18 protein-coding genes and 1 pseudogene are annotated in these 20,521 nt (G+C 69.5%); 13 read left to right on the forward strand and 6 right to left on the reverse strand.

Features of this window, described 5'->3' with window-relative positions; genetic code table 11:
• The 7 genes from sufD (at position 1) to ACIPN7_RS17055 (ending at position 5,134) form a co-directional block, all read left to right on the forward strand.
• Positions 1-1,221: a Fe-S cluster assembly protein SufD gene (sufD, locus tag ACIPN7_RS17025; RefSeq protein WP_400544525.1), complete on the forward strand. Its 1,221-nt coding sequence runs from the start codon at positions 1-3 to the stop codon at positions 1,219-1,221.
• Positions 1,218-1,562, forward strand: a complete 345-nt coding sequence (locus ACIPN7_RS17030; protein ID WP_400544528.1) for a non-heme iron oxygenase ferredoxin subunit — start codon at positions 1,218-1,220, stop codon at positions 1,560-1,562. The genes sufD and ACIPN7_RS17030 overlap by 4 nt, the downstream gene beginning before the upstream one ends.
• A 32-nt stretch (positions 1,563-1,594) precedes the next feature.
• The gene (gene sufC, locus ACIPN7_RS17035; RefSeq protein WP_400544531.1) at positions 1,595-2,365 is read left to right on the forward strand and encodes a Fe-S cluster assembly ATPase SufC; all 771 of its coding nucleotides are present in this window, start codon (positions 1,595-1,597) and stop codon (positions 2,363-2,365) included.
• 30 nt (positions 2,366-2,395) lie between these two features.
• Positions 2,396-3,724 (forward strand): SufS family cysteine desulfurase, encoded by a 1,329-nt coding sequence (locus ACIPN7_RS17040; protein ID WP_400544534.1) that lies wholly within the window; start codon positions 2,396-2,398, stop codon positions 3,722-3,724.
• A gap of 46 nt (positions 3,725-3,770) precedes the next feature.
• Positions 3,771-4,250, forward strand: a complete 480-nt coding sequence (gene sufU / locus ACIPN7_RS17045) for a Fe-S cluster assembly sulfur transfer protein SufU (protein ID WP_400544537.1) — start codon at positions 3,771-3,773, stop codon at positions 4,248-4,250.
• Positions 4,251-4,260: 10 nt separating this feature from the next.
• Positions 4,261-4,638, forward strand: coding sequence for a metal-sulfur cluster assembly factor (locus tag ACIPN7_RS17050; protein ID WP_020012947.1), 378 nt, complete (start codon positions 4,261-4,263; stop codon positions 4,636-4,638).
• Positions 4,639-4,894: 256 nt separating this feature from the next.
• Positions 4,895-5,134: a hypothetical protein gene (locus tag ACIPN7_RS17055; RefSeq protein ID WP_400544540.1), complete on the forward strand. Its 240-nt coding sequence runs from the start codon at positions 4,895-4,897 to the stop codon at positions 5,132-5,134.
• A gap of 80 nt (positions 5,135-5,214) precedes the next feature.
• Here ACIPN7_RS17055 and ACIPN7_RS17060 read toward each other — a convergent pair whose 3' ends face one another.
• Positions 5,215-7,926: an AAA family ATPase gene (locus tag ACIPN7_RS17060; protein ID WP_400544543.1), complete on the reverse strand. Its 2,712-nt coding sequence runs from the start codon at positions 7,924-7,926 to the stop codon at positions 5,215-5,217.
• 157 nt (positions 7,927-8,083) lie between these two features.
• Between ACIPN7_RS17060 and ACIPN7_RS17065 the strand changes: the two genes are divergently transcribed.
• From ACIPN7_RS17065 to ACIPN7_RS17080, 4 genes are read left to right on the forward strand one after another with little or no spacing between them, the layout of a single operon-like run.
• Positions 8,084-8,833, forward strand: a complete 750-nt coding sequence (locus ACIPN7_RS17065; protein ID WP_400544546.1) for an SDR family oxidoreductase — start codon at positions 8,084-8,086, stop codon at positions 8,831-8,833.
• Positions 8,834-8,891: 58 nt separating this feature from the next.
• Entirely contained in the window at positions 8,892-9,800 is a 909-nt protein-coding gene (locus tag ACIPN7_RS17070; protein ID WP_400544549.1) for an SDR family oxidoreductase, read from the forward strand.
• A gap of 15 nt (positions 9,801-9,815) precedes the next feature.
• The gene (locus ACIPN7_RS17075; protein ID WP_400544552.1) at positions 9,816-11,279 is read left to right on the forward strand and encodes an aldehyde dehydrogenase family protein; all 1,464 of its coding nucleotides are present in this window, start codon (positions 9,816-9,818) and stop codon (positions 11,277-11,279) included.
• Between the two features lies 1 nt (position 11,280).
• Positions 11,281-12,897: an FUSC family protein gene (locus tag ACIPN7_RS17080; RefSeq protein ID WP_400544555.1), complete on the forward strand. Its 1,617-nt coding sequence runs from the start codon at positions 11,281-11,283 to the stop codon at positions 12,895-12,897.
• Positions 12,898-12,945: 48 nt separating this feature from the next.
• On the opposite strand, the gene ACIPN7_RS17085 is transcribed toward ACIPN7_RS17080, so the two are convergent.
• Together ACIPN7_RS17085 and ACIPN7_RS17090 are read right to left on the reverse strand one after the other, a co-directional pair.
• A complete protein-coding gene (locus ACIPN7_RS17085) occupies positions 12,946-13,554 on the reverse strand; it encodes an HD domain-containing protein (RefSeq protein ID WP_400544558.1) in 609 nt (202 codons plus the stop codon).
• Between the two features lie 152 nt (positions 13,555-13,706).
• Positions 13,707-14,204, reverse strand: coding sequence for a hypothetical protein (locus ACIPN7_RS17090; RefSeq protein ID WP_400544561.1), 498 nt, complete (start codon positions 14,202-14,204; stop codon positions 13,707-13,709).
• A gap of 368 nt (positions 14,205-14,572) precedes the next feature.
• Between ACIPN7_RS17090 and ACIPN7_RS17095 the strand changes: the two genes are divergently transcribed.
• Positions 14,573-14,752: a hypothetical protein gene (locus ACIPN7_RS17095; RefSeq protein ID WP_400545566.1), complete on the forward strand. Its 180-nt coding sequence runs from the start codon at positions 14,573-14,575 to the stop codon at positions 14,750-14,752.
• A pseudogene (locus tag ACIPN7_RS17100) lies at positions 14,698-14,882 on the forward strand (IS110 family transposase); the annotation flags it as partial. The gene ACIPN7_RS17095 and the pseudogene ACIPN7_RS17100, both read left to right, overlap by 55 nt.
• A 17-nt stretch (positions 14,883-14,899) precedes the next feature.
• On the opposite strand, the gene ACIPN7_RS17105 reads toward ACIPN7_RS17100, so the two are convergent.
• The 3 genes from ACIPN7_RS17105 to ACIPN7_RS17115 all read right to left on the reverse strand — a co-directional run bounded on the left by ACIPN7_RS17105 (position 14,900) and on the right by ACIPN7_RS17115 (position 20,519).
• The gene (locus ACIPN7_RS17105; protein ID WP_400544564.1) at positions 14,900-15,751 is read right to left on the reverse strand and encodes an alpha/beta hydrolase; all 852 of its coding nucleotides are present in this window, start codon (positions 15,749-15,751) and stop codon (positions 14,900-14,902) included.
• 81 nt (positions 15,752-15,832) lie between these two features.
• Positions 15,833-17,062: an MFS transporter gene (locus ACIPN7_RS17110; RefSeq protein WP_400544567.1), complete on the reverse strand. Its 1,230-nt coding sequence runs from the start codon at positions 17,060-17,062 to the stop codon at positions 15,833-15,835.
• Between the two features lie 184 nt (positions 17,063-17,246).
• A complete protein-coding gene (locus ACIPN7_RS17115) occupies positions 17,247-20,519 on the reverse strand; it encodes a BTAD domain-containing putative transcriptional regulator (RefSeq protein ID WP_400544570.1) in 3,273 nt (1,090 codons plus the stop codon).
• Positions 20,520-20,521 lie beyond the last annotated feature (2 nt).

The raw sequence follows: 20,521 nt of genomic DNA on the forward strand, positions 1-20,521 counted from the left end.
ATGACTCTCACGACCGATCACTCGCGCGCTGTTGCCGACGGCGCCCACACACACGGCGTCGGCGGCAAGCCCCAGGGCTCCCGCGCAGAGCGCCGCACGTCGTTCTCCCTGGAGGACATCCCCGTCCCCAACGGCCGCGAGGAGGAGTGGCGCTTCTCCCCGGCCGACCGCCTCCAGCCCCTGTTCCAGGCGGACCTGGGCTCCTCGGGCGTCACGGTCCAGGTGACCCCGGCCCCCGAGGTCAAGGTGGAGACCGTCGCACGCGACGACGCCCGCCTGGGTACCGCCGGCCAGCCCGGTGACCGCACAGCCGTCACCGCGTGGAACGCCTTCGAGCAGGCCACCGTCGTGACGGTCCCGGCAGAGGCCGTGGCCTCCGAGGTCACCTCCGTGCGCATCGAGGGCGTGTCGAAGGACGCGACGGCGGCGCACGTGCTGGTCCGCGCCGAGCGGCACTCCGAAGCCGTGGTGGTCCTCGACCACGCGGGCGTCGGCACGCTCGCCGAGACCGTCGAGATCGTGGTCGAGGACGGCGCGCACCTCACCGTCGTCAGCGTCCAGGACTGGGCCGACGGCGCCGTGCACGCCTCCTCGCACCGTGCCCGCCTGGGCCGCGACGCGAAGCTCAAGCACGTCGTGGTGACGTTCGGCGGCGACGTCGTGCGCGTCACGCCGGACGCCGAGTTCACCGCCGAGGGCGGCGACGTCGAGATGGTGGGCCTCTACTTCGCGGACACCGACCAGCACCAGGAGCACCGCCTCTTCGTGGACCACGCCGTGCCGGAGTGCAAGTCCCGCGTGACCTACAAGGGCGCGCTGCAGGGCTCCGGCGCGCACACCGTGTGGGTGGGCGACGTGCTGATCCGGGCGAACGCCGAGAACACCGACACCTACGAGCTCAACCGCAACCTGGTCCTCTCGGACGGGGCGCGCGCGGACTCCGTGCCGAACCTCGAGATCCAGACCGGCGAGATCGCCGGCGCCGGCCACGCCAGCGCCACCGGCCGGTTCGACGACGAGCAGCTCTTCTACCTCGAGTCCCGCGGTATCTCCGAGGCCGAGGCCCGTCGTCTCGTCGTGCGCGGCTTCTTCGCCGAGCTCATCCACGAGATCGGCGTCCCGTCCGTCGAGGAGCGCCTGCTCGCCTCCATCGAGGCCGAGCTGGAGAAGTCGATGAGCGTGATCACCGGGGCACCGGCCGCCGAGGCTCCGACCGCATGACCGCGCAGCTGGCCTGCATGACCGACGACCTGGGACCGGAGGAGGCGATGCTCGTGGAGCTCGACGGCGCCGACGGCGCCCCGGTCCCGGTCGCCGTGGCCCGCGACGCCGACGGCAACTTCCACGCCATCTCCGACGTCTGCTCCCACGGCGCCGTCTCGCTGTCCGACGGCGAGGTCGAAGGCTGCCTCGTGGAGTGCTGGCTGCACGGTTCCCAGTTCGACCTGCGGACCGGCCAGCCCGTCCAGCTTCCGGCGGTGCGCCCCGTGCCCGTCTACCCGGTGACCGTCGACGGCGAGCGGGTGCTCGTCGACATCGACGTGACCGTGCCTGTTTCTTGAATCCCTGACTTCGCAACCCTGGAGTAACCGATATGCCCACCCTCGAGATCCGCGACCTGCACGTCAGCGTCGAGACCAAGGAAGGCCCCAAGCCGATCCTGCGCGGCGTCGACCTGACGATCGCCAGCGGTGAGACCCACGCGATCATGGGCCCCAACGGCTCGGGCAAGTCCACCCTGGCCTCGGCGCTCGCCGGCCACCCCAAGTACACGGTCACCTCGGGTACCGCAACGCTCGACGGCGAGGACCTCCTCGCGATGAAGGTCGACGAGCGCGCCCGCGCCGGCCTGTTCCTGGCCATGCAGTACCCGGTCGAGGTCGCCGGCGTCTCCGTCGCGAACTTCCTGCGCACCGCCAAGACCGCCATCTCCGGCGAGGCCCCGAAGCTCCGCACCTGGGGCAAGGAGGTCAAGGGCGCGATGGAGAACCTCCGCATGGACCCGGCCTTCGCCGAGCGTTCCGTGAACGAGGGTTTCTCCGGCGGTGAGAAGAAGCGCCACGAGATCCTGCAGATGGAGCTCTTCAAGCCGCGCTTCGCGATCCTCGACGAGACCGACTCGGGCCTCGACGTCGACGCGCTGCGCATCGTGTCGGAGGGCGTGAACCGGGCCAAGGAGACCTCCGACATCGGAATCCTGCTCATCACGCACTACACGCGCATCCTGCGCTACATCAAGCCCGACTTCGTGCACGTCTTCGTCGACGGCAAGATCGCCGAGGAGGGCGGCTCCGAGCTGGCCGACCGCCTCGAGGAAGAAGGCTACGACAAGTACGTCGGCGCGAGCTCGACGGTCACGGCCTGACCGACCGCTGAGGCACTTCGAGGGGACATGATGACCACCACCACCGTGCGACCGGGCGACCCGGCGCCGCAGGCTACGGAGAGCGGCTCGCTCTCCACCACCGAGCTGGCCGCCGTCCGCGCGGACTTCCCGCTGCTCGAGCGCACGGTGCGGGGTGGTCAGCCCCTCGTGTACCTGGACTCCGCCGCGACGTCCCAGAAACCCCAGGTGGTGCTGGACACCGAGGTGGACTTCTACGAGCAGCGCAACGCCGCGGTCCACCGCGGCGCGCACCAGCTCGCCGAGGAGGCCACCGAGGTGTTCGAGCAGGCGCGCGCGGCCGTGGCCGCGTTCGTCGGCGCGGACGAGGGCGAGATCGTCTGGCAGCCCGGCGCCACCGCGGCGATCAACGTCGTGGCCTACGCCTTCTCCAACGCGACCCTGGGTCGCGGGGGAGAGGCCGCCGCGCGGTTCCGGCTCGCGCCGGGCGACGAGATCGTGGTCACCGAGGCGGAGCACCACGCCAACCTCGTCCCGTGGCAGGAGCTGGCCGCGCGGACGGGCACCGTCCTGCGCTGGATCCCGGTGGCGGACGACGGCCGGCTCGACCTGTCGGGCCTCGACTCGATCGTCACCGAGCGCACCCGCGTGCTGGCGTTCGGGCACGTCTCGAACGTGACCGGCGCGATCGCGCCCGTCGCCACGCTCGTCGCGGCGGCGCAGCGGGTCGGCGCGCTCACCGTGCTCGACGCCTGCCAGTCGGTGCCGAACATGCCCGTGGACCTCCACGAGCTCGGCGTCGACTTCGCCGCGTTCAGCGGGCACAAGATGCTCGGCCCCACCGGCGTCGGCGCACTGTACGGGCGGCGCGAGCTGCTGGAGGCCATGCCACCCACCCTCACCGGCGGGTCCATGGTCGAGGTCGTGACCATGGAGTCCACCACCTACGCGCCGCCGCCGCAGCGGTTCGAGGCCGGCACCCAGATGGTGGCCCAGGCCGTCGGCATGGGCTGCGCGGCGGAGTACCTCGGGGAGCTCGGCATGGCGGGCGTGGCCCGGCACGAGACCGAGCTGGCCGCCGAGATGCTGAAGATCGCCGACATCCCGGGCGTGCGGGTGATCGGCCCGCTCGACACGGCCGACCGGCTCGCCGTGGTCTCGTTCGTGGTCGACGGCGTGCACGCGCACGACGTCGGGCAGGTGCTGGACGACAAGGGCATCGCGGTGCGGGTAGGCCACCACTGCGCGCAGCCGCTGCACCGCCGGTTCGGCGTGGCCGCCACGGCGCGCGCCTCGGCGTCGGTCTACACGACGGTCGAAGAAGTTGTCGCCTTCCGGGAAGCGTTGGCGGGGGTCCGGGCGTTCTTCGGAGCAGAGTGAGAACCTCGGGACGACCGAGGTCGGCAAGACTGAGAGAGGCAGCGTCGTGAGCACGCTCGAGCAGATGTACCAGCAGGTGATCCTGGACCACGCGAAGCACCCGGTGGGCCGTGGGCTCGTCGACGTCGCGTCGGTGGAGGGACACCTCGCGGGGGAGTCGCACCAGGTGAACCCGACGTGCGGTGACGAGGTGACCCTCCGGGTCGACGTCACGCCGGAGGGTTCCGTGGCGGGCGTCTCGTGGGAGGGGCAGGGATGCTCCATCTCGCAGGCGTCCGTGTCGGTCATGACCTCGCTCGTCGAGGGCGCCGACCTCGCCGAGGTGGCGCGGCTCGACCGCCTGTTCCACGACCTGATGTCGTCCCGCGGCAAGGGCCTGGGCGACGACGACGCCGAGGACGCCCTCGGCGACGCGACCGCCTTCACGGGCGTGTCCCAGTACCCCGCCCGGATCAAGTGCGCGCTGCTCGGCTGGGCGGCGCTCAAGGACTCGCTGGCGCGCAGCGGCGCGCTGGCCACGAACTGAGGAGAGACCTATGACTGAGGCGAGCACCGACGTCGGGCAGGACGCCCCCGCCGCTCCCGCTGAGGGAGTGGGCCCGTCGCCGACCACCGTGGTGGACGTCGAGGAGGCAATGCGCGACGTGATCGACCCCGAGCTGGGCATCAACGTCGTGGACCTGGGCCTGATCTACGGCATCCAGGTGGACCAGAACAACCACGCGACCATCGACATGACGCTCACGTCGGCCGCGTGCCCGCTGACGGACGTCATCGAGGACCAGAGCGCGCAGGCGCTCGAGGGCCTCGTGGACGGGTTCCGCGTGAACTGGGTCTGGATGCCGCCGTGGGGTCCGGAGAAGATCACGGACGACGGCAAGGAGCAGCTGCGGATGCTCGGGTTCAACGTCTGAGGATCGGGGAGGTTGGGCGGCGGGTTCCTGAACCGGGAAAACGCCGCCTGACCTGCTAATTCTTTTCGGGCCCGTGGGACGGAAGCGGACAGGGACGGCCTTGTGAGGCCACCCGAAGTCCCACGGGCTCTGGGATGAGTCCGCAGGTGGCGGATCATGCATGGGCGGTGGGCGCACCTGGTGGGCGAGAGTACCCACCCATGGCGCGCAGACCTTCCCGTCGCACCTTCGGTCTCCTGGAGGAGCGCAAAGCCCAGTGACCGGCAAGGTCACGAGCGTCCGGGCCCGGTACGTCGGCCCGGACACGGAAAAACACACTCGTTCCTTCGGGGACAAAATGACAGCCGAGGCCGGGCTCAACGACGAGCGGATCCTTGTCGACCGCGGTGAGTGGACGCCCCCAAAGGTCCGTGAGCTTGAAGCGCGCCTCGCGCAGCAGCGGTCCATCACGCTGCGAGAGTGGGCCCGACGGTCGATCGAGGGCAAACGTCTGTGAAACGCGGAAGCTGTGCCGCTGACAGCGCAGCCGGATCTTGCAGCTGGCAAACCCTGCTCTTCACGCGCATTTCGCCCTAATTAGGTCAGATCGAACGAACGCAGCTCGCGTCGCGAGGTGATTTCCAGCTTCCGGAAGATCGTGCGCAGATGTGCGTCCACGGTTCGTCGGCTGATGAAGAGTGCGGCAGCGACCTCGTTCGAGGTGGCGCCCTCGGCGACGCGTGTGGCTATCAGGAGTTCTCGGCCGCTGAGTGCGCTGACCGTGCTCGATGACGCGCGCCGGGCTGATCCGCCGGCTGCCTGCAGTTCGCGGGCCGCGTGTTCGGCGAACCCCACGGCGCCCGCCGCGGCGAAGATCTCATGTGCCGAACTGAGGTGCTCGCGCGCTTCGCGGGGCCGCCGTTGCCGGCGCAGCCACTCGCCGTAGGCGAGGTGCGATCGGGCGAGCTCCAGCCGGGCGGCAGATCCGTTGAGCGAGTCGATCGCTTCCTGGTGGTGGGTTTCGGCGGTTGCTTCCTGTCCGGCGAGCAGTGCGAGGAGTCGGTGTTCGGTGCCGCTGCCCCAGGGCGTCGGATGTGCGGCCACTCGCTCGTGAAGGCGCTGCATCGGGGCGGACGCGAGGTCGTTCCTGCCGATCCTGGCCGCTGCTTCGATGTACTCGACGGGGTTGAAGGCGTAGTACCCGATCTCGTCGCGCTTCTGAGTGGGAGCCGTCGCGGCAAGCGCCCGTTCCCACTGCCCGAGGCCGTTGTAGAGAATGCCCTGGGCGAGTTCGAGGCTGGTGAGGGAACCACCCTCGCCGTTCGCGACGGCGCGTGGATGCTCGGTGTCGATCATGGCCTGGAGGGCTTTCTCTTCGCCTCGCCAGGCGTGCAGCAGGCAGTCGACATAGGTGATCCCCGGGGTTCCGATCGCCTCGGAAATCGCATAGGCCTCGGCGATCCGGGCGTCTGCGGTGCGCAGGTCGCCGGTGTGGACGTCGGTGAGTGCCAGGAGGTTGAGTCCGTTCGGGAGGACGGTTACGGCCCCGGTTTCGCGTGCGACGTCGACGTGGCGTCGGGCGAGGGTTCGCCAGGAGGTCTCGTCCCAGAGGTCCTCGGCGATCATCGCTCCGATCCACCACCATTGGTCGAGGCGTTCGTCGTGCAAAGGCGCGGCGAGGAGTTCCTCGACGGTGTGTCGCATGGCGTGCGCCGCCTCGGCGGGTGGGCGTGTGGCTTGTGACGTGTAGGCGTCGATGATCAGGTTGCGCGGTACGTCGTGGGCCGCTTTGACTCTGCGGCGGGCGGCTGCGTGGGCGACTTCGAGGAGGGGGTCCTTGCCGGCCAGGCGTCGTCCCCATAGTGCAGCCAGGATTGCTGCGAGGTAGGCGTCGGTCGCGGTCTCCGGTTCCAGGCGCTCGGCGACGCCGAGGAGCATCCGCAGAGCTTTGCTGCCCTGCCGTGTGTACAACGTGATCCGTGCTCGGATCAGTTGTGCCTCGTTCGCTTGGGCTGTGTCGAGTGGGCCGCTCTCGGCCCGGTCGAGCATGACGTGTGCGCCCTCGATGTCTCCGGCGCGTTGCAGTGTGTCCGCGGCTGCCAGGCGTCGTCGGGCTCGGGTGGTGTCCTCGGTGCTGAGGGCGGCTGCTCGTCTCAGGAAGGTGCCCGCTGCGGCCAGGCCGCCTCGCGCTGCTGCCCGGGAGGCGGCGCCCTCGAGGTCGGCGGCAAGGTCGTCGTCGAGGCCGAGGCTGGCCTGTGCTCGGTGCCAGATCTGCCGGTCCAGGTCCTGTTCGGCGTCGGTGACGGCGGCGAGCGCCTGGTGTACCGTCCGGCGGTCCTCTGGTGTCGCGCCCTCGTACACCGCGGCTCGGGCAAGGGGGTGGCGCAGCACCACGTGAGACCCCACGGCGAGCAACCCTGTGCTTTCGGCTCGGGCCACCTCGACGGGTCCGACATCGAGCCGGGGCAACGCCGCCCAGAAGAGTCTTGGGTCTCCCAGCGGCTCGGCCGCGGCGACGAGCAGCGGCAACCGTGTCGTCCGGTCGAGGGCAGCCAGGCGCTGGGAGAAAGACCTCTGCACCGTGTCTCGCGCCGTCAGGACGAGGTACGCCGGCACGGCGCTCGGGTCGTGCCGCATCTGTGGGAGTTCCAGAAGCGCCAGGGGATTGCCCCGTGCCTCCGCGAGGATCCGTTGCTCGACGCGCTGGTCCAGCGGTGCTGTGCGACGCGAGCGTAGGAGCGCGCGCGATTCCGCCTCGTTCAGCGGCGTGACCGGCATTGTCGGTATCCGGTCGAGGGGCCCCAGCTCGGGGCGGTCGCGGGTGGCGAACAGAAGGACGACCGGCTCGTCGGCCAGCCTGCGCCCCACGAACCCGAGGACGCGCGCGGAGGCGTCGTCGAGCCAGTGCGCGTCGTCGACCAGGCAGACCACCGGGTGGCCCTCACCGGCCGAGGTGAGCAGGTTGAGCGTGGCGAGACTGGCGAGGTACAGATCGGCCTGTGCTTCCGGGCGCAGTCCGAAGGCGGTCTCCAGAGCGTCGCGTTGCGGGCCCGGCAAGGATTCGAGCAAGCCGAGCACCGGACGGCACAGCTGGTGCAACGCGGCGAAAGCGAAGTCGGCCTCGAACTCGATGCCACGGGTTCGCAGGGTGAGGGCTCCCGGGAGGGTCGTCGCCTCGAGCAAGGCACTCTTGCCGACACCGGCGTCACCATGCAGCACGAGTGCCGCACCTGCGCCCCCGGCCGCATGGTCAAGGAGGGCCTGAAGAGCGCGGACCTGAGGTTCGCGGCCGATCAACGCGTCTGTCATGGGTCGGCCTTGCATAGGGCATGTTAACGCCGCTCGTTAGGCGTCTGGTGCCTAGTACCCGGATGAACCTTTTAGGCAACGAGTGCCGATGCCTGAGCGGGACCTCACGCACGAGATTGAACCGGTCAGCACGACCCGTTCGATCAAGGAGCTCACCATGACCAGCACCACACCCTCCGACGCCGAGCGCGTCGCGATCGTCACCGGCGGGTCTCGGGGCATTGGCCGCGAGACCGCCGAACGGCTCGCCGCAGACGGGTTCGCCGTCGCGATCGTCTATGCGGGCAACAAGACCGAGGCCGACGCCGTCGTCGAGGGGATCACCGCCACGGGCGGTCACGCCATCTCCATCCAGGCCGACGTCGCCGACGAGATCGCCACCCAGTCGGCGTTCGACCAGGTTGTCACGACGTTCGGCGGCGTCGATGTCGTGGTGCACGCCGCCGGCATCATGCGCCTTGCCCCGCTGGTCGACGCCGCACTCGAGGACATCGACCTCATGCATCGCGTCAACGTGCGCGGCACGTTCGTGGTCGACCAGCAGGCCGCTCGCCGGATCCGACCGGGTGGCGCGATCATCAACTTCGCAAGTTCCGTGGTCAACCTGTCGTTGCCCACCTACGCCGGCTACGCCGCGACCAAGGGCGCGGTTGAGGCCATCACCCTGATCCTCGCCCGGGAGCTGCGCGGCCGGGACATCACCGTCAACGCGGTCTCTCCCGGCCCCACGGCCACGGCCCTGTTCCTGGACGGCAAGGACGAGGCGACCATCGCGCACATGGCCGCCCAGCCGCCCCTGGAGCGCCTCGGTGTCCCCGCTGACATCGCCGAGGTAGTGGCGTTCCTCGCCGGACCCGCCCGCTGGATCAACGGCCAGGTCATCCGCATCAACGGGGGCATCGTCTGATCCCCGGCAGCCCGGCCACCCGACCGACACCCCTGCACAACTCACCCAGGAGCACATCATGAGCAAGGTCATCATCATCAGCGGCGCGTCCAGCGGGTTCGGGGCGCTCTCCGCCCGCGCCCTGGCCGACGCCGGGCACATCGTCTACGCCGGCATGCGTGGCACGTCCGGGCGCAACGCCGCCCAGGTCGAGGCGGCTCGGCAGTACTCGGCCGACAAGTCCGTCGACCTGCGCGCCGTCGAGCTCGACATCTCCTCGCAGGAGTCCTGCGACGCCGCGATCACCACCGTCCTGGCTGACGCCGGCCGCCTGGACGTCGTCGTGCACAACGCCGGGCACATGGTCACCGGACCGACCGAGGCGTTCAGCACTGACGAGATCGCCGCCGTGTACGACACGAACGTCCTGGGCACCCAGCGCCTCAACCGCGCCGCCCTCCCGGTCCTGCGCGGCCAGGGCGAGGGGCTGCTCCTGTGGGTCGGCAGCACCAGCACGCGCGGCGGCACCCCGCCCTACCTCGCGCCGTACTTCGCGGCCAAGGCCGCGATGGACTCCCTGGCGGTCAGCTACGCGGCCGAAGTGGCGCGGTTCGGCATCGAGACCACGATCGTGGTCCCCGGCTCGTTCACCCACGGCACCAACCACTTCGCGAACAGCGGCCGCCCCGCCGACTCCGCGACCGTCGCCGCCTACGACACCCACTACCCGAACCTGATGGAACAGGTCAGCCTCCGTCTCGCCGAGCTCGCCCCGCCGGACGCCGACGTCGCGGACGTCGCCACGGCAATCGTCGACGTGGTCGGCACCACCCATGGCAAGCGTCCCTTCCGGGTCCACATCGACCCGGCCGACGACGGTGCCGCGGTCGTCAGCGCGGTAGCCGACCGCATCCGCACCGAGTTCCTGACCCGCATCGGCCTGACCGACGTGCTGCACCCCAGCGCACCCGTCCCCGCCCAGGCCTGATCCCAAGGAGCACCCATGACCATCACCGAGACCCCACCACAGTTCCACGGCAACCTCGTCGGCGGACGCGAGGTACCCGCCGCCTCCGGCCGGATGACCGACGACCTCGACCCACGCACGGGCGGGACCTACCTCCGCGTCCCGGCCTGCGACGTCGGAGACGTCACGCTCGCGGTCGACGCCGCCGACGCGGCGTTCGCATGGTGGGCAGCCACCGCACCCTCGACCCGGCGTGCCCTCCTCAACCACGCCGCGGATCTCCTCGAATCCCGGCTCGAGGAGTTCACGACAGCAATGCTCGCGGAGACCGCCGGGACACGCACCTGGGCCGCGTTCAACGTCTCGATGTCGGCCGAGCTGATCCGCCAGGCCGCGACCATGGCCACGACACCCACCGGCTCGCTCCTGGCGACGGACGTCCCGGGCCAGTGGTCCCTCGCCGTACGCGAGCCCGCCGGACCAGTCGCGGCCTTCGTTCCCTGGAACGGGCCTCTCATCCTGTGCGCCCGAGCCGTCGCCGTAGCCCTCGCCACCGGAAATCCCGTCGTCATCCGGCCGAGCGAGGACGCCCCTGTCACCTCCGGCCTCTTCCTCGCCCAGGTGCTCACCGACGCCGGACTGCCCGACGGCGTCGTCAACACCGTGACCAACGACCGCGCCGACGCACCCGGCGTCGTGCAGGCCCTGGTTGCCGACCCAAGGATCCGGCGCGTCAACTTCACCGGATCCACCGGCGTGGGGCGCATCGTCGGAGCCGCAGCCGGCCAACACCTCAAGCCCGCGATCCTGGAGCTCGGCGGCAAGAATCCGATCCTCGTCCTGGCCGACGCCGACCTCGACCACGCCGCCAACGGCGTGACCACGGCGAAGTTCATGAACTCCGGCCAGATCTGCATGTGCGTGGACCGCGTCATCGTCCACCAAGACATCGCCGAAGACTTCACCACACGCTTCGTCGAGAAGGTGCGAGCACTCGGACAGGGCGACCCGGACTCACCCACCACCACCGTCGGGCCGCTCATCAACGCCCGCGCTGCCGAGCGCGTCGCAGGCCTCGTCGCCGACGCCGTCGCGAAGGGCGCGCGTGTCCTCGTCGGCGGCGGCTCGCCCGACGGGGCGTTCTACCCAGCCACCGTCCTCAGCGACATCACTCCCGAGATGCGCATCTACGGCGAGGAGGTGTTCGGCCCCGTCGCCACAATCTTCACCGTGCCCGACGACGAGGCCGCGCTCACCCTGGCCAACGACACCGACTACGGCCTGAGCTCGGCCGTATACACCGAGAACGCCACCCGAGGGCTGGCGATCGCCAGACGGCTACGACACGGAGCGGTGCACATCAACAACCACTCCGTGTCCGACGAGCCACAAGCCCCGGTCGGCGGCGTCAAGGACTCGGGCTACGGCCACTTCGGCTCCCAGTGGGGAGCCGACTTCTTCACCGAGACCCGCTGGATCACGATCGCGGACCGCGGCTGACATGAACGGCGAACACCCCGGGCGCCTGCCAAGACTGCGTCCCGACCCAGCCGACTACCCGGTCGCGATCGTCGCGCTGCTGTGCACCGCAACGCCCGTGATGATTGCCGCGCTCGTCGGCGACATCAGCGCGGGACTGACTGCAAGCCTCGGGGCATTCGCCGCCATGTACGGCGCCGGGCGGCGAGCGCTGGGAACGCTCGCCGCCTCGGCGTCCGCCGCGGCACTCCTGGCACTCGGAGTCACGCTCGGCGCGGCCAGCGCCGGACACCCGTGGCTCTCCGTCATCGTGGTCGCCGCCTTCGCGGCGACCGTCACGCTCTACTTCGAGGCCAGCCAGTTCGGCGCTCCCGGACCTCAGCTCATCGTCCTGGCCTGTGCAGCGGGCACCGGCCTCCCGCCCAGCAATGCTGTCGGCCACGGGCTCCTCGTTCTCGCCACCGGGGTGATGAGCTGCCTGCTCGTCACAGCCCTCGCGGTCTGGCGTGCCCGCACCGCACGCTCGGCAACATCTGCCGACCCTCTGTGGTGGCCGCCGACCCCTGCCGCGCTGCTCCTGGCCGCCCGAACCTCGGCGGGCGTGCTCGTCGCGGGCCTCCTTGCCACAGCCAGCGGGCTGGCCCACCCCTATTGGGCGATGGTGGCCGCCGCGGGTGTGCTGGGCCAGGGCAGCTATGCGGCGGTCACCGACCGCCGCGCCCTGCAACGCATCGGCGGTGCGATCGTCGGAATCCTCCTGGCCGCTGTCGTGCTCTCGTTCGACGTGCCGACCGCGCTGGTCGGCATCGCACTCGGCATGCTGCAGGGCCTTGTCGTGCTGGTCGTCGCCCGCAACTACGCGGTCGCCGTCGTGATCATCACCGCTTACGCGTTCCTCCTGAGCGACAGCGCCGAGCCTGCCTCCGGTCTCGGCGAGCTCGCGCTCGCCTGGATCGGACAGACCGCAGTCGGCGCGGTGGCGGCCGTAGCCGTCGCGCGAGCGGTGTGGCCGGGACTCATCGAACGGATGGTGAGGTCCGCCGTCGACGACGTACGCCAGTCCGCGACCCTGCTCGCCGCGGGCACGACGCCGACCCAGCACGACATGCGCAGGGTGCAGCAACGACTGAAGTACCTCGACCGCGTCGTGGAGCGCGCAGGTGGCGAACGCCGCGGTGTTCAACTCACGATTGCCCGGCTCTCCCCACTCATCGCAGCAGCCCGAGCCACAGCCGTAGCTGCACTCCACGGCGACCAGGCCGCGCAGCCCGGGGCAGACGCCCTGGTCACCCACGAAAGGAACAGCATGTCGCACCACACCCTCCCCGCCCCGATCGAGCAGTTCATCAGCTCGACGAACGCCGCCGATCCTGCAGCATTCCTCGAAGCCTTCGCACGCGACGCCACGCTCGAGGACTGGGGACGCGTCTTCCACGGGCAAGACGGCATCGCGCGTTGGAACAGCACCGACAACATCGGCGTGCAGGCACACTTCGATCTCGTCGACCTCCGCCCCGGCACCGCACCCAGCACCTGGATCGTGACTCTGGCCGTCTCCGGCAACGGCTACAACGGCACCGGACCCATGACCTTCGTGCTCGACGGCGACCGGATCTCAAGCCTGGTGATCTCCGGCTGACCCCCTCCCTGGGCCGGCGCGGCTGCTGGCCCGGCGGCGCGCGGTCACTCAGGAACGTTGAAGTCCGGCGATAAAGCTAAGCGGGCTGCTCTGAAACCTGGGCCAGCGTCGAGAGCGCTTCGAAGACGCCGAAGGTCTCGCTGAGGACCGCGAGGGACTCCCAGCCCGGAACTTGGGCGACGTAGGCGATCTTGTGCGCGTTGTACAGCGCGTCGAAGGCGCCTCTTCGAGGAGCTGGATTTCGCCGGCCACCCCGTCCTGGGCGCAGCCGCGAACGTGCACGAGCGCGCCGCCAATGGCTACCTGCTGCGAACCATCGACGGCGGCGTGTGGCAGCCCGAGCATGTCGGTCAGGACGCCGAGCTGTGTCATCGCGATCAACGGCGCCATCCGACCCGGAATGCCCGGCGTGGTGTGCAGCGCGATCGCCGTCCAGACGGTCTCCGCGGCACCCACCGAGAATCCCCGACGCAGGAGGAACTGGCGGGCATGGTCGGCACCATCGACCTCGAACCGCTGCTCGATCTCCGAGAAGGGCGCCAGCAGGCCGACGTCGTGGAACATCGCCGCCATGTACAGCAGTTCCGGGCAACTACGAAAAGTGTGCCAAGCGGTCGAGCTGAGGCTGTCTGTTGGAGGGCGCGGCCCGGAACGCACGCACCGGCCCCCTCAGCCCCGGAGCCTCGCGTACGGACACCGGGGGAGTGCGGGCTTTTCACGGCGCTCCGCCGGGTCCTGGTTGCCGGGCTCGTGACCCGTGACCGGGTGCCCTCTCCTCGAAAGTCTCCGGTGTCCACAAGCCTGGAGTGTTAGGGGTGGGCCACCTCGCGAGGGGCGTACTTGCGCTCGATGTCGCGGGCGAATCCGAGGGTTTCGTTGCGGACGTGGCGACTGATGAAGTATGGGGTAGCGATCATCGCGGACAAGATCTGCAGCAATCGTGGCAGGGTGAGTTCGACCGTGCAGCGCAGAGACGCCGCACCGTTCGCCTCGGACTGGACGGCCACCATCCACCGCACCTGGGCGCGAACCGCGACGAGGTGGAGCAGGTACGCCCTGCTGTGATTGGACATCAGCTCAAAGCTACGAGCGCTGGCAGCGACCTCCGCGTAGTGCTGGACGATGAGCGTCCCACCGATCGACTCGACGTTGATCGTGCCGCGTACTCCGTCTACGTGGGTGAACCCGGCGGCCCGGTGCTGTGGTGACGCGGCCTGGTAGTCCGCGTCGCTCAGGGAGAAGATCCACTCCTCAAGATCGACCGCGTCTGCTGGTACCCGTAGCGGCGCGACATGGCTGGTCTTCACGGTTGTCTCCACTCGTGTCTCGTCTGGCGTATTGCCGGAGACACCGACGATAGGGTCGAGCCGTGGACATGTACTGGATGGGCAGTGGACGGGTCCATCCCGGTACTGTCCTGCGAAGCCACTGGTAGCACGGCCCGACCACCGCCCACGCCGCATCGATGGTGAGTCTTTCGGTGGCTGGTCTGGGACCGGCTGGCGAGGATGGCGTCGGCCGCTCGCCCCGTGGGGCGTGACTCATCACAGTGCTGCCCCGAAGTGACTCCCACCCAGACCGGCGCCGGCCGTCAGCGACCGGACCGCCGTACCTGAAGTAGGAAGGACCCAGCCGCCGTGACCGTCGTCGCGCAGCCCACCCGTTCGTCGTGGGAGTGGACAACCACGCCCGCAACCACGTCCTGGCGATCCTTGCCGCAACCGGCCAGGTGATCGATACCCGGCAGTTCCCCACGACCGTTCGCATCGGCACTGCGGTCCTGCCGCTCGATACCTCCCAGCCTCCGGCAACACCGTCCGCCACCGCCTCAACCGCGGCGGCGACCGCCAACTGAACAAGGCCCTGCACACCGCGACGACGAAGGGCTCACCACCAGAGAGATCTGCCGCTGTCTCAAGCGTTACCTCGCCAGGCAGATCTACCGGCTCCTCAACGCCACCGAACCCGCACCCAGCCCGGCTTGACGAACATAGAAGGATCCCTAGTCAGATTGCGAAGACCGGGTGTTCACATCAGGAGTCGTCGCCGGGAGCTGCTCGACCTTCTCGCTCAGCCAAACCAGGATCCGGTCAGCGAGATCCTGCCAGCCATCGTCGAGCACGAGGGAGTGGCCACGGCCACTCATCGGCAGCAGGTCCGCCACGACAGGGGAGTTCCGGTACAGACGGTGCGCCGCCCGTGCTACCACGTCGGGAACAGTGTGGTCCGACTCTCCCGAGACGATGAGCAACGGGGCACGGTCTTCAGTGCGGATGTCGACCGCTGCAGGCGAGCTTCGCCGGAGGTTCGCGGTGGCGACCTCGAAGATCGGCCGGCCCGGCCCAGGGATCGCATAGCGTGCGCGCAGGGCGTCGGACTCCAGAACCGAGACCATGTTGCCGAACGCGTACCGGAACTGCTGGGCGCTCAACGCCACCGTGCGGTTGGCGTTGCCAGGGTTGCGTAGGACCGGGAACGAGGAGCGTAGCTGTGCCAGTGGCGCTGGTCGTACGTCCTTGATCGGCGCAGGGTCGATGGCGACGGCCGCGCGTAGCGTGCGTGAGACGTTCAGCTTCTGGGTGACGAGTCCGCCGATCGAGTGGCCGATGACGATGGGGGGCTGGTCCATGGCATCGATGATGTTGCTGTAGTGCGCTGCGATGCTCTCCAGACCGACCCCCGCGAGCTGTTCGGGCTGGGCACGGGTCTCGGCGACGGTCTCGTGATCACCCGGCCAACCGGGTGCAACCGGTTGGAGGCCGACCGAACGGAACTTCTCGATCCACGGTTCCCAGGCCGAGGAATGGATCCACAGCCCGTGGACGAAGATGACAGGAATCCTTGAAGTGGTCATGGCGTGCTCCGGGCTAGGCGACTCATGGGGACGAGGAAGATCGAGTCTTCGTCACGAGGCTCGTGACGGGCGATGAGCAGCTCAGGCGACCGCTGACCTCTCCCGACCGACCGTCGTGACGTACAGCAGCAGGCCGGCGGAGGTGAGGGCGACGCCTGCCCATACGGTGGACAGTGTTCCCCAGCCGGCGCCGAGGGTGATGGCGCCGCCGATCGCGCCGAGGGAGTTTGCCAGGTTCAGGGCGGCCAGATTGAGGGCGCCCATCAGGGTGGGTGCGTCGGGGGCGAAGCTGGTCAGCCGGACCTGGATGGTGGGGATCGCGTACATCATGGTTGCCCCGGTGCCGAAGAAGCAGAACAGCAGGACGGTCAGGTTGCTGCCCGCTACGCCGATCAGGACCAGGAAGATCAGGACGCCGCCGTAGCCGAGGATCAGCCCGCGGCTCCGGTAACGGTCGGCGATCCGCCCGCCCAGGTGGTTGCCGACGGCCATGCCGACACCGAATACGGCCAGGGCGATCGGGATCAGGGACGCGTCCTGTTGTGCGGCGTCGGTGATGAACGGGCCGATGAAGGTGTAGACGGCGAAGATGCTGGAGATGCCGAGGGCGGCGACGGCGACCATGAGCCAGACGTTGGGGCGGCGCAGCGCGCTCAGCTCGTTGCGGACGGAGCCGCCGCGCAGGTCTTTGGTGCGGGGTAGCCAGGCCACCAGGGCGACGCCCGCGAGCAGGCCGATGGCGACCACGGCCCAGTACATGGCGCGCCAGCCGGCGTTCTGGCCGATGAAGGTGGCCAGGGGTGAGCCGAAGATGGTGGCGACGGTGAGGCCGCCCATGACGGTGGCGAAGGCCTTGCCGCCCTTGCCGGGGCCGTAGACGTAGGCGGCGACGACGGCGCCGGCGCCGAAGAAGGCGCCCTGGACGCTGCCTGCGACGAACCGGAAGATGACCAGCAACGCGAGGTTCGGTGCGACCGCGGACAGGCCGTTGCCGACCAGGAAGAGCACGATCAGGCCGAGCAGCAGGGTGCGGCGGTTGACGCGCGCGGCGAGCAGGGTGATCGCGGGGGAGCCGATCATGACGCCGAACGCGTAGGCGGTGATGGCGTAGGTGGCTACGGGGATGGACACGTCCAGGTCGGCGGCGAAGAGCTGGATGATGCCGTTGCTGCCGAACTCCCCGGTCCCGATCGCGAAGGTACCCAGCGCCAGGGCGAACAGCGCCAGCCGCGGGTTGCGGATCGGTGACGTCGCTGTCTCGTGCCGCTTTTCCTCAGCTGTGCACTGACTTTCGTACGCCTGTTGGTGCATGGTTCCGCCCTCGGTGGAACAGTCTCTTGACGTGATGCTCGGCGAGACTGGTGGATGGCCGCTGGATCACCGCGCAGCTCCTCGGTCCGCGGACAGAGATGGCTCGCGGCCCGCAGATCAGCTTGAACCGGGACACTACGGCTGACCGATGGAGCAGTTCTGGAACCTGACTTGATTTGTGCGGTCAGCCGTCCTTGGGCTCGTCGACAAGCTCGGTCAGCAGCTGCTCGGCGCGGAAAGCGAACAGATGGGCCTCGCGTTCCGCGGAGAGTGCCCGGGCGCGCTCGGCGGCAGCCCGGACATCCTTGGTGGGTTCACCACGGGCTCGCATCAGCCGTGCACGCAGCAGCATCACGAAGCCTTCGGGGTAGCGCTGGTCGTAGGTGTCGAGTGCCTGGTCGGCCCGGTCAAGGGCGGCGGCGGCCTCGGTCGGCCTTCCGGCGGCCAGCCACATCTCGGCGAGGAGCCCGTACCAGGTCGCCAGGCCCGAGCGTGGTGGGTCGAGGAGTGCTCTGGTGATCAGCTCGTCCGCCTCGTGCGCGGCGCTGACCGGGTCCTGGCCGGTGGCCGCACGGGCCCAGCACCTGGCAAGTCGCTGGTAGCTGCCGAGGAAGACGAAGGAGAAGTCGGGGTCGACGGAGATTCCCCGCTGTGCCGCCCGCAAGGCCCGGGCCGGGTCATTGGCGAGCGCTGCGACCGTGACGGCGAAGGCGGCCCAGACGGTGATCGCGTAGGGATCGTCACCGGCGGCGGCTTCGATCGTGTCGAGCTGCTCCCGGGCCGCATCGAGGTCGCCGTGCAGTGCTGTCATCAGGGCGAGCATGACGGGGGACAGGAGCTGAAGGTCGTGCCGGAGCGGATCTTCGTCCCGGTGGGTGGAGCTCTCGAACATCGTCTCGCGCGACTTGCCCAGGTAACGGAACGCTTCGCCGATGTTGCCGACGTCCCACTGGTGGATACCCCATGCGTGCTGGCCGTAGGCGCGCACGACCGAGTTCGTGGACACCTCCCCGTGTTCGAGCAGCTGGCGCGCCAGACGGTCGGCGAGGTCGAGCTGGATGCCCTGGGAGTACCCGGCCCACCGGGAGAAGAGAAAGTCGGTGGCGACCAGCTCCTGCCCCAGCCCCCACGCCAGTTCCTCGGCGCGCTCCAGCACGTCGATCGCCGAAGCGACATAGCCGGAGTGCATCCCGACGACAGCGGTCAGCTGCGACAGGGCGGACAGCTCCAGCTCGGCCAGCCCCGCCGTCCGCGCGACCTGTGCCGCGGACCGCAGGTGCCGCGCCGCTGACCCGAACGCGGACTTTCCCGCGGCGCACCGGCCGGCGTCCACCAGAGCACGTGCCGTCCGGGCGGGATCCGAGAGCGGCCCGGCGGCCCACAAGTGGTGCGCGAGTCGCTCGGCGATAGGTTCACGCTCGGGGCTGGTACTTTCCAGGGCGTCCGCGACGCGAAGGTGCAACCTACTGGCCTGCAGCTGCGAGACGGTACTTGCCACCGACTCACGGACCAGGTCGTGTGTGAACCGGACCGAGAACGGATTCCCTGGCACCGCCTCGAGCAGGCCGCTGGCTTCCAGAGGCTCCAGCTGATCGTGGCAGGTCGGGGCGTCAAGGCCGGCCGCTTCTGCGAGGAGCCTCAGATCGACGTCCCTGCCGATGAGGGCAGCGAACTGCAGCAGGTTCCTCGCTCCGCCGTCGAGCACGGCCATGCGGCCGCGGACGACGTCCAGCACGGTGGACGGCACACCTGTTCGCGCCACCCTTTCGGCGGTCAGCGCACCCCCCTCCGCCAGTAGCCGGGACAGCTCCCGGACGAAGAACGGGTTGCCGTCAGTACGGGCATGGATGCTCCGGGCGACCTCGGGGCTGGGCGCCTGCCCGGTCTCCCGGCGGACGAGCTCGGCGACGTCGTCGGGACGCAGCTGTCCGAGTCGGACACGCCGCTGTCCCGGCGCGCGGCTCACCGCAGCAAGCATCCGAGCAAGCTCGGAGTCCGGTTCGGGCTTGTGGTCGCGGAGCGCCCCGACGATGACAGTCCCACCCGGCAACGTCGTCGCGAGATGGGCCAGCAGACGAACCGAGGTCGCGTCCGCCCACTGGAGGTCGTCGATCACCAGGACCAGAGGGCGCTGGGCTCCGGCCTGGGCGATGATGCCTGCAGCCTGCTCGAACATGCGGAACTGGAGATTGCTGTCGGGCATGATGTCCCCAGCGAGAAGGTCGCCACGCGGTTCGATCAGATGACCGAGGTCGCCGGCCAACCAATCACTGCGAACGGTGACCGGCAGATCGTCCAGAATCGAGCCGATCGCCTGCACCCAGGGCCACATCGTCGGAGTCCCCGCACCTTCGAGGCAGTGTCCCCAGACGATGGCAGCCCCCCGCACGTTCGCGTCGGCCGAGATCTCCTTGAGCAGGCGGGTCTTGCCCACCCCGGCTTCTCCCTCGACGAGCACGAGCCCCGAGTCTTCGTTGAACGCCGCCTCCAGGACTCGTCGCAGTACGGAGATCTCCTCCTCGCGGCCGACGAGGCCGCCCGTCGGGGGCGCTTCGTGCTCGGCTGGAGGGTGAGACGCTACTGGCCGGTCCTCCGCTCGTGGCCGAATGCTTGACGGTCGGGCCGATGACGGGGGCTTCTGCGCCAGAAGCCGCTGGTGGGCGGCCTCCAGTACGAGTCCCGGGTCGATTCCCAGGTCCTCCGCCAGGCGTGCGCGTACGGTGCGGTAGACCGACAGTGCCTCGGCCTGTTGCCCTGCCGCACCCAGGCAGGAGATGAGGCCGGCGTGCACGGGCTCATGGAGCGGTGCCATCACTGCGGCGAGGCGCAGGGACGGCAGAACTCGTTCCGGCCCGCCCGAAGACGTGGCGAGCTCGGCGGCTGCGGTGCAGGCGTCGTAGAACTCCGCGTTCAGGCCTGCGAGGACTCCCGTCGCCGCCGATTCGTGAACCTGCCCGTCGCACGCAGGCCCGGACCAGAGGCCGAGCGCTTCCACGTAGAGGTCAAGAGCCGCGTCGGATCGAAAGCCTCCGAGGGCTGCTTCCGCGGCGGCGACGGACCGACGGAAGGCAACCAGGTCAAGGACGTCCGGCCCGGCCGTGCAGATGTATCCGTTACCGCGCCGCACCAGGTAAGAGCTGGTTCCCCGGGTAGGCAGCGACGGTTCCAACAGGTGCCGCAACGAGCCGACATACTTGTGGATCGTGTTGAGCGCGCTGAGCGGCGCCGTCTCGCCCCAGACCCAGTCGATCAGCTCACCCGTGCTGGTTGGCCGCCCCGCCCGCGCCAGGAGCAGGGCGAGCAGGTAAGCCTGTTGCCGAGGGCCGGGATCCAGCTCGACGTCCCCGCGCCAAATTCGCAGCGGCCCGAGCACCCGTAGACGCAGCGGGTTGCCCGAGTAAGGCCCGAGATCACCGCCGATATTGTCAGATTCATCCCGTGGGCCCACGGCTGCCACCG

Source organism: Promicromonospora sp. NPDC090134, assembly GCF_044746965.1.
Classification (GTDB): domain Bacteria; phylum Actinomycetota; class Actinomycetes; order Actinomycetales; family Cellulomonadaceae; genus Promicromonospora.

Coding starts and splice junctions, on each gene's coding strand:
- sufD (WP_400544525.1), top strand. CDS start 1: ATGACTCTCACGACCGATCACTCGCGCGCTGTTGCCGACGGCGCCCAC.
- ACIPN7_RS17075 (WP_400544552.1), top strand. CDS start 9,816: ATGACCATCACCGAGACCCCACCACAGTTCCACGGCAACCTCGTCGGC.
- ACIPN7_RS17070 (WP_400544549.1), top strand. CDS start 8,892: ATGAGCAAGGTCATCATCATCAGCGGCGCGTCCAGCGGGTTCGGGGCG.
- ACIPN7_RS17060 (WP_400544543.1), bottom strand. CDS start 7,926: ATGACAGACGCGTTGATCGGCCGCGAACCTCAGGTCCGCGCTCTTCAG.
- ACIPN7_RS17030 (WP_400544528.1), top strand. CDS start 1,218: ATGACCGCGCAGCTGGCCTGCATGACCGACGACCTGGGACCGGAGGAG.
- ACIPN7_RS17080 (WP_400544555.1), top strand. CDS start 11,281: ATGAACGGCGAACACCCCGGGCGCCTGCCAAGACTGCGTCCCGACCCA.
- ACIPN7_RS17110 (WP_400544567.1), bottom strand. CDS start 17,062: ATGCACCAACAGGCGTACGAAAGTCAGTGCACAGCTGAGGAAAAGCGG.
- ACIPN7_RS17050 (WP_020012947.1), top strand. CDS start 4,261: ATGACTGAGGCGAGCACCGACGTCGGGCAGGACGCCCCCGCCGCTCCC.
- sufC (WP_400544531.1), top strand. CDS start 1,595: ATGCCCACCCTCGAGATCCGCGACCTGCACGTCAGCGTCGAGACCAAG.
- ACIPN7_RS17040 (WP_400544534.1), top strand. CDS start 2,396: ATGACCACCACCACCGTGCGACCGGGCGACCCGGCGCCGCAGGCTACG.
- ACIPN7_RS17065 (WP_400544546.1), top strand. CDS start 8,084: ATGACCAGCACCACACCCTCCGACGCCGAGCGCGTCGCGATCGTCACC.
- ACIPN7_RS17105 (WP_400544564.1), bottom strand. CDS start 15,751: ATGACCACTTCAAGGATTCCTGTCATCTTCGTCCACGGGCTGTGGATC.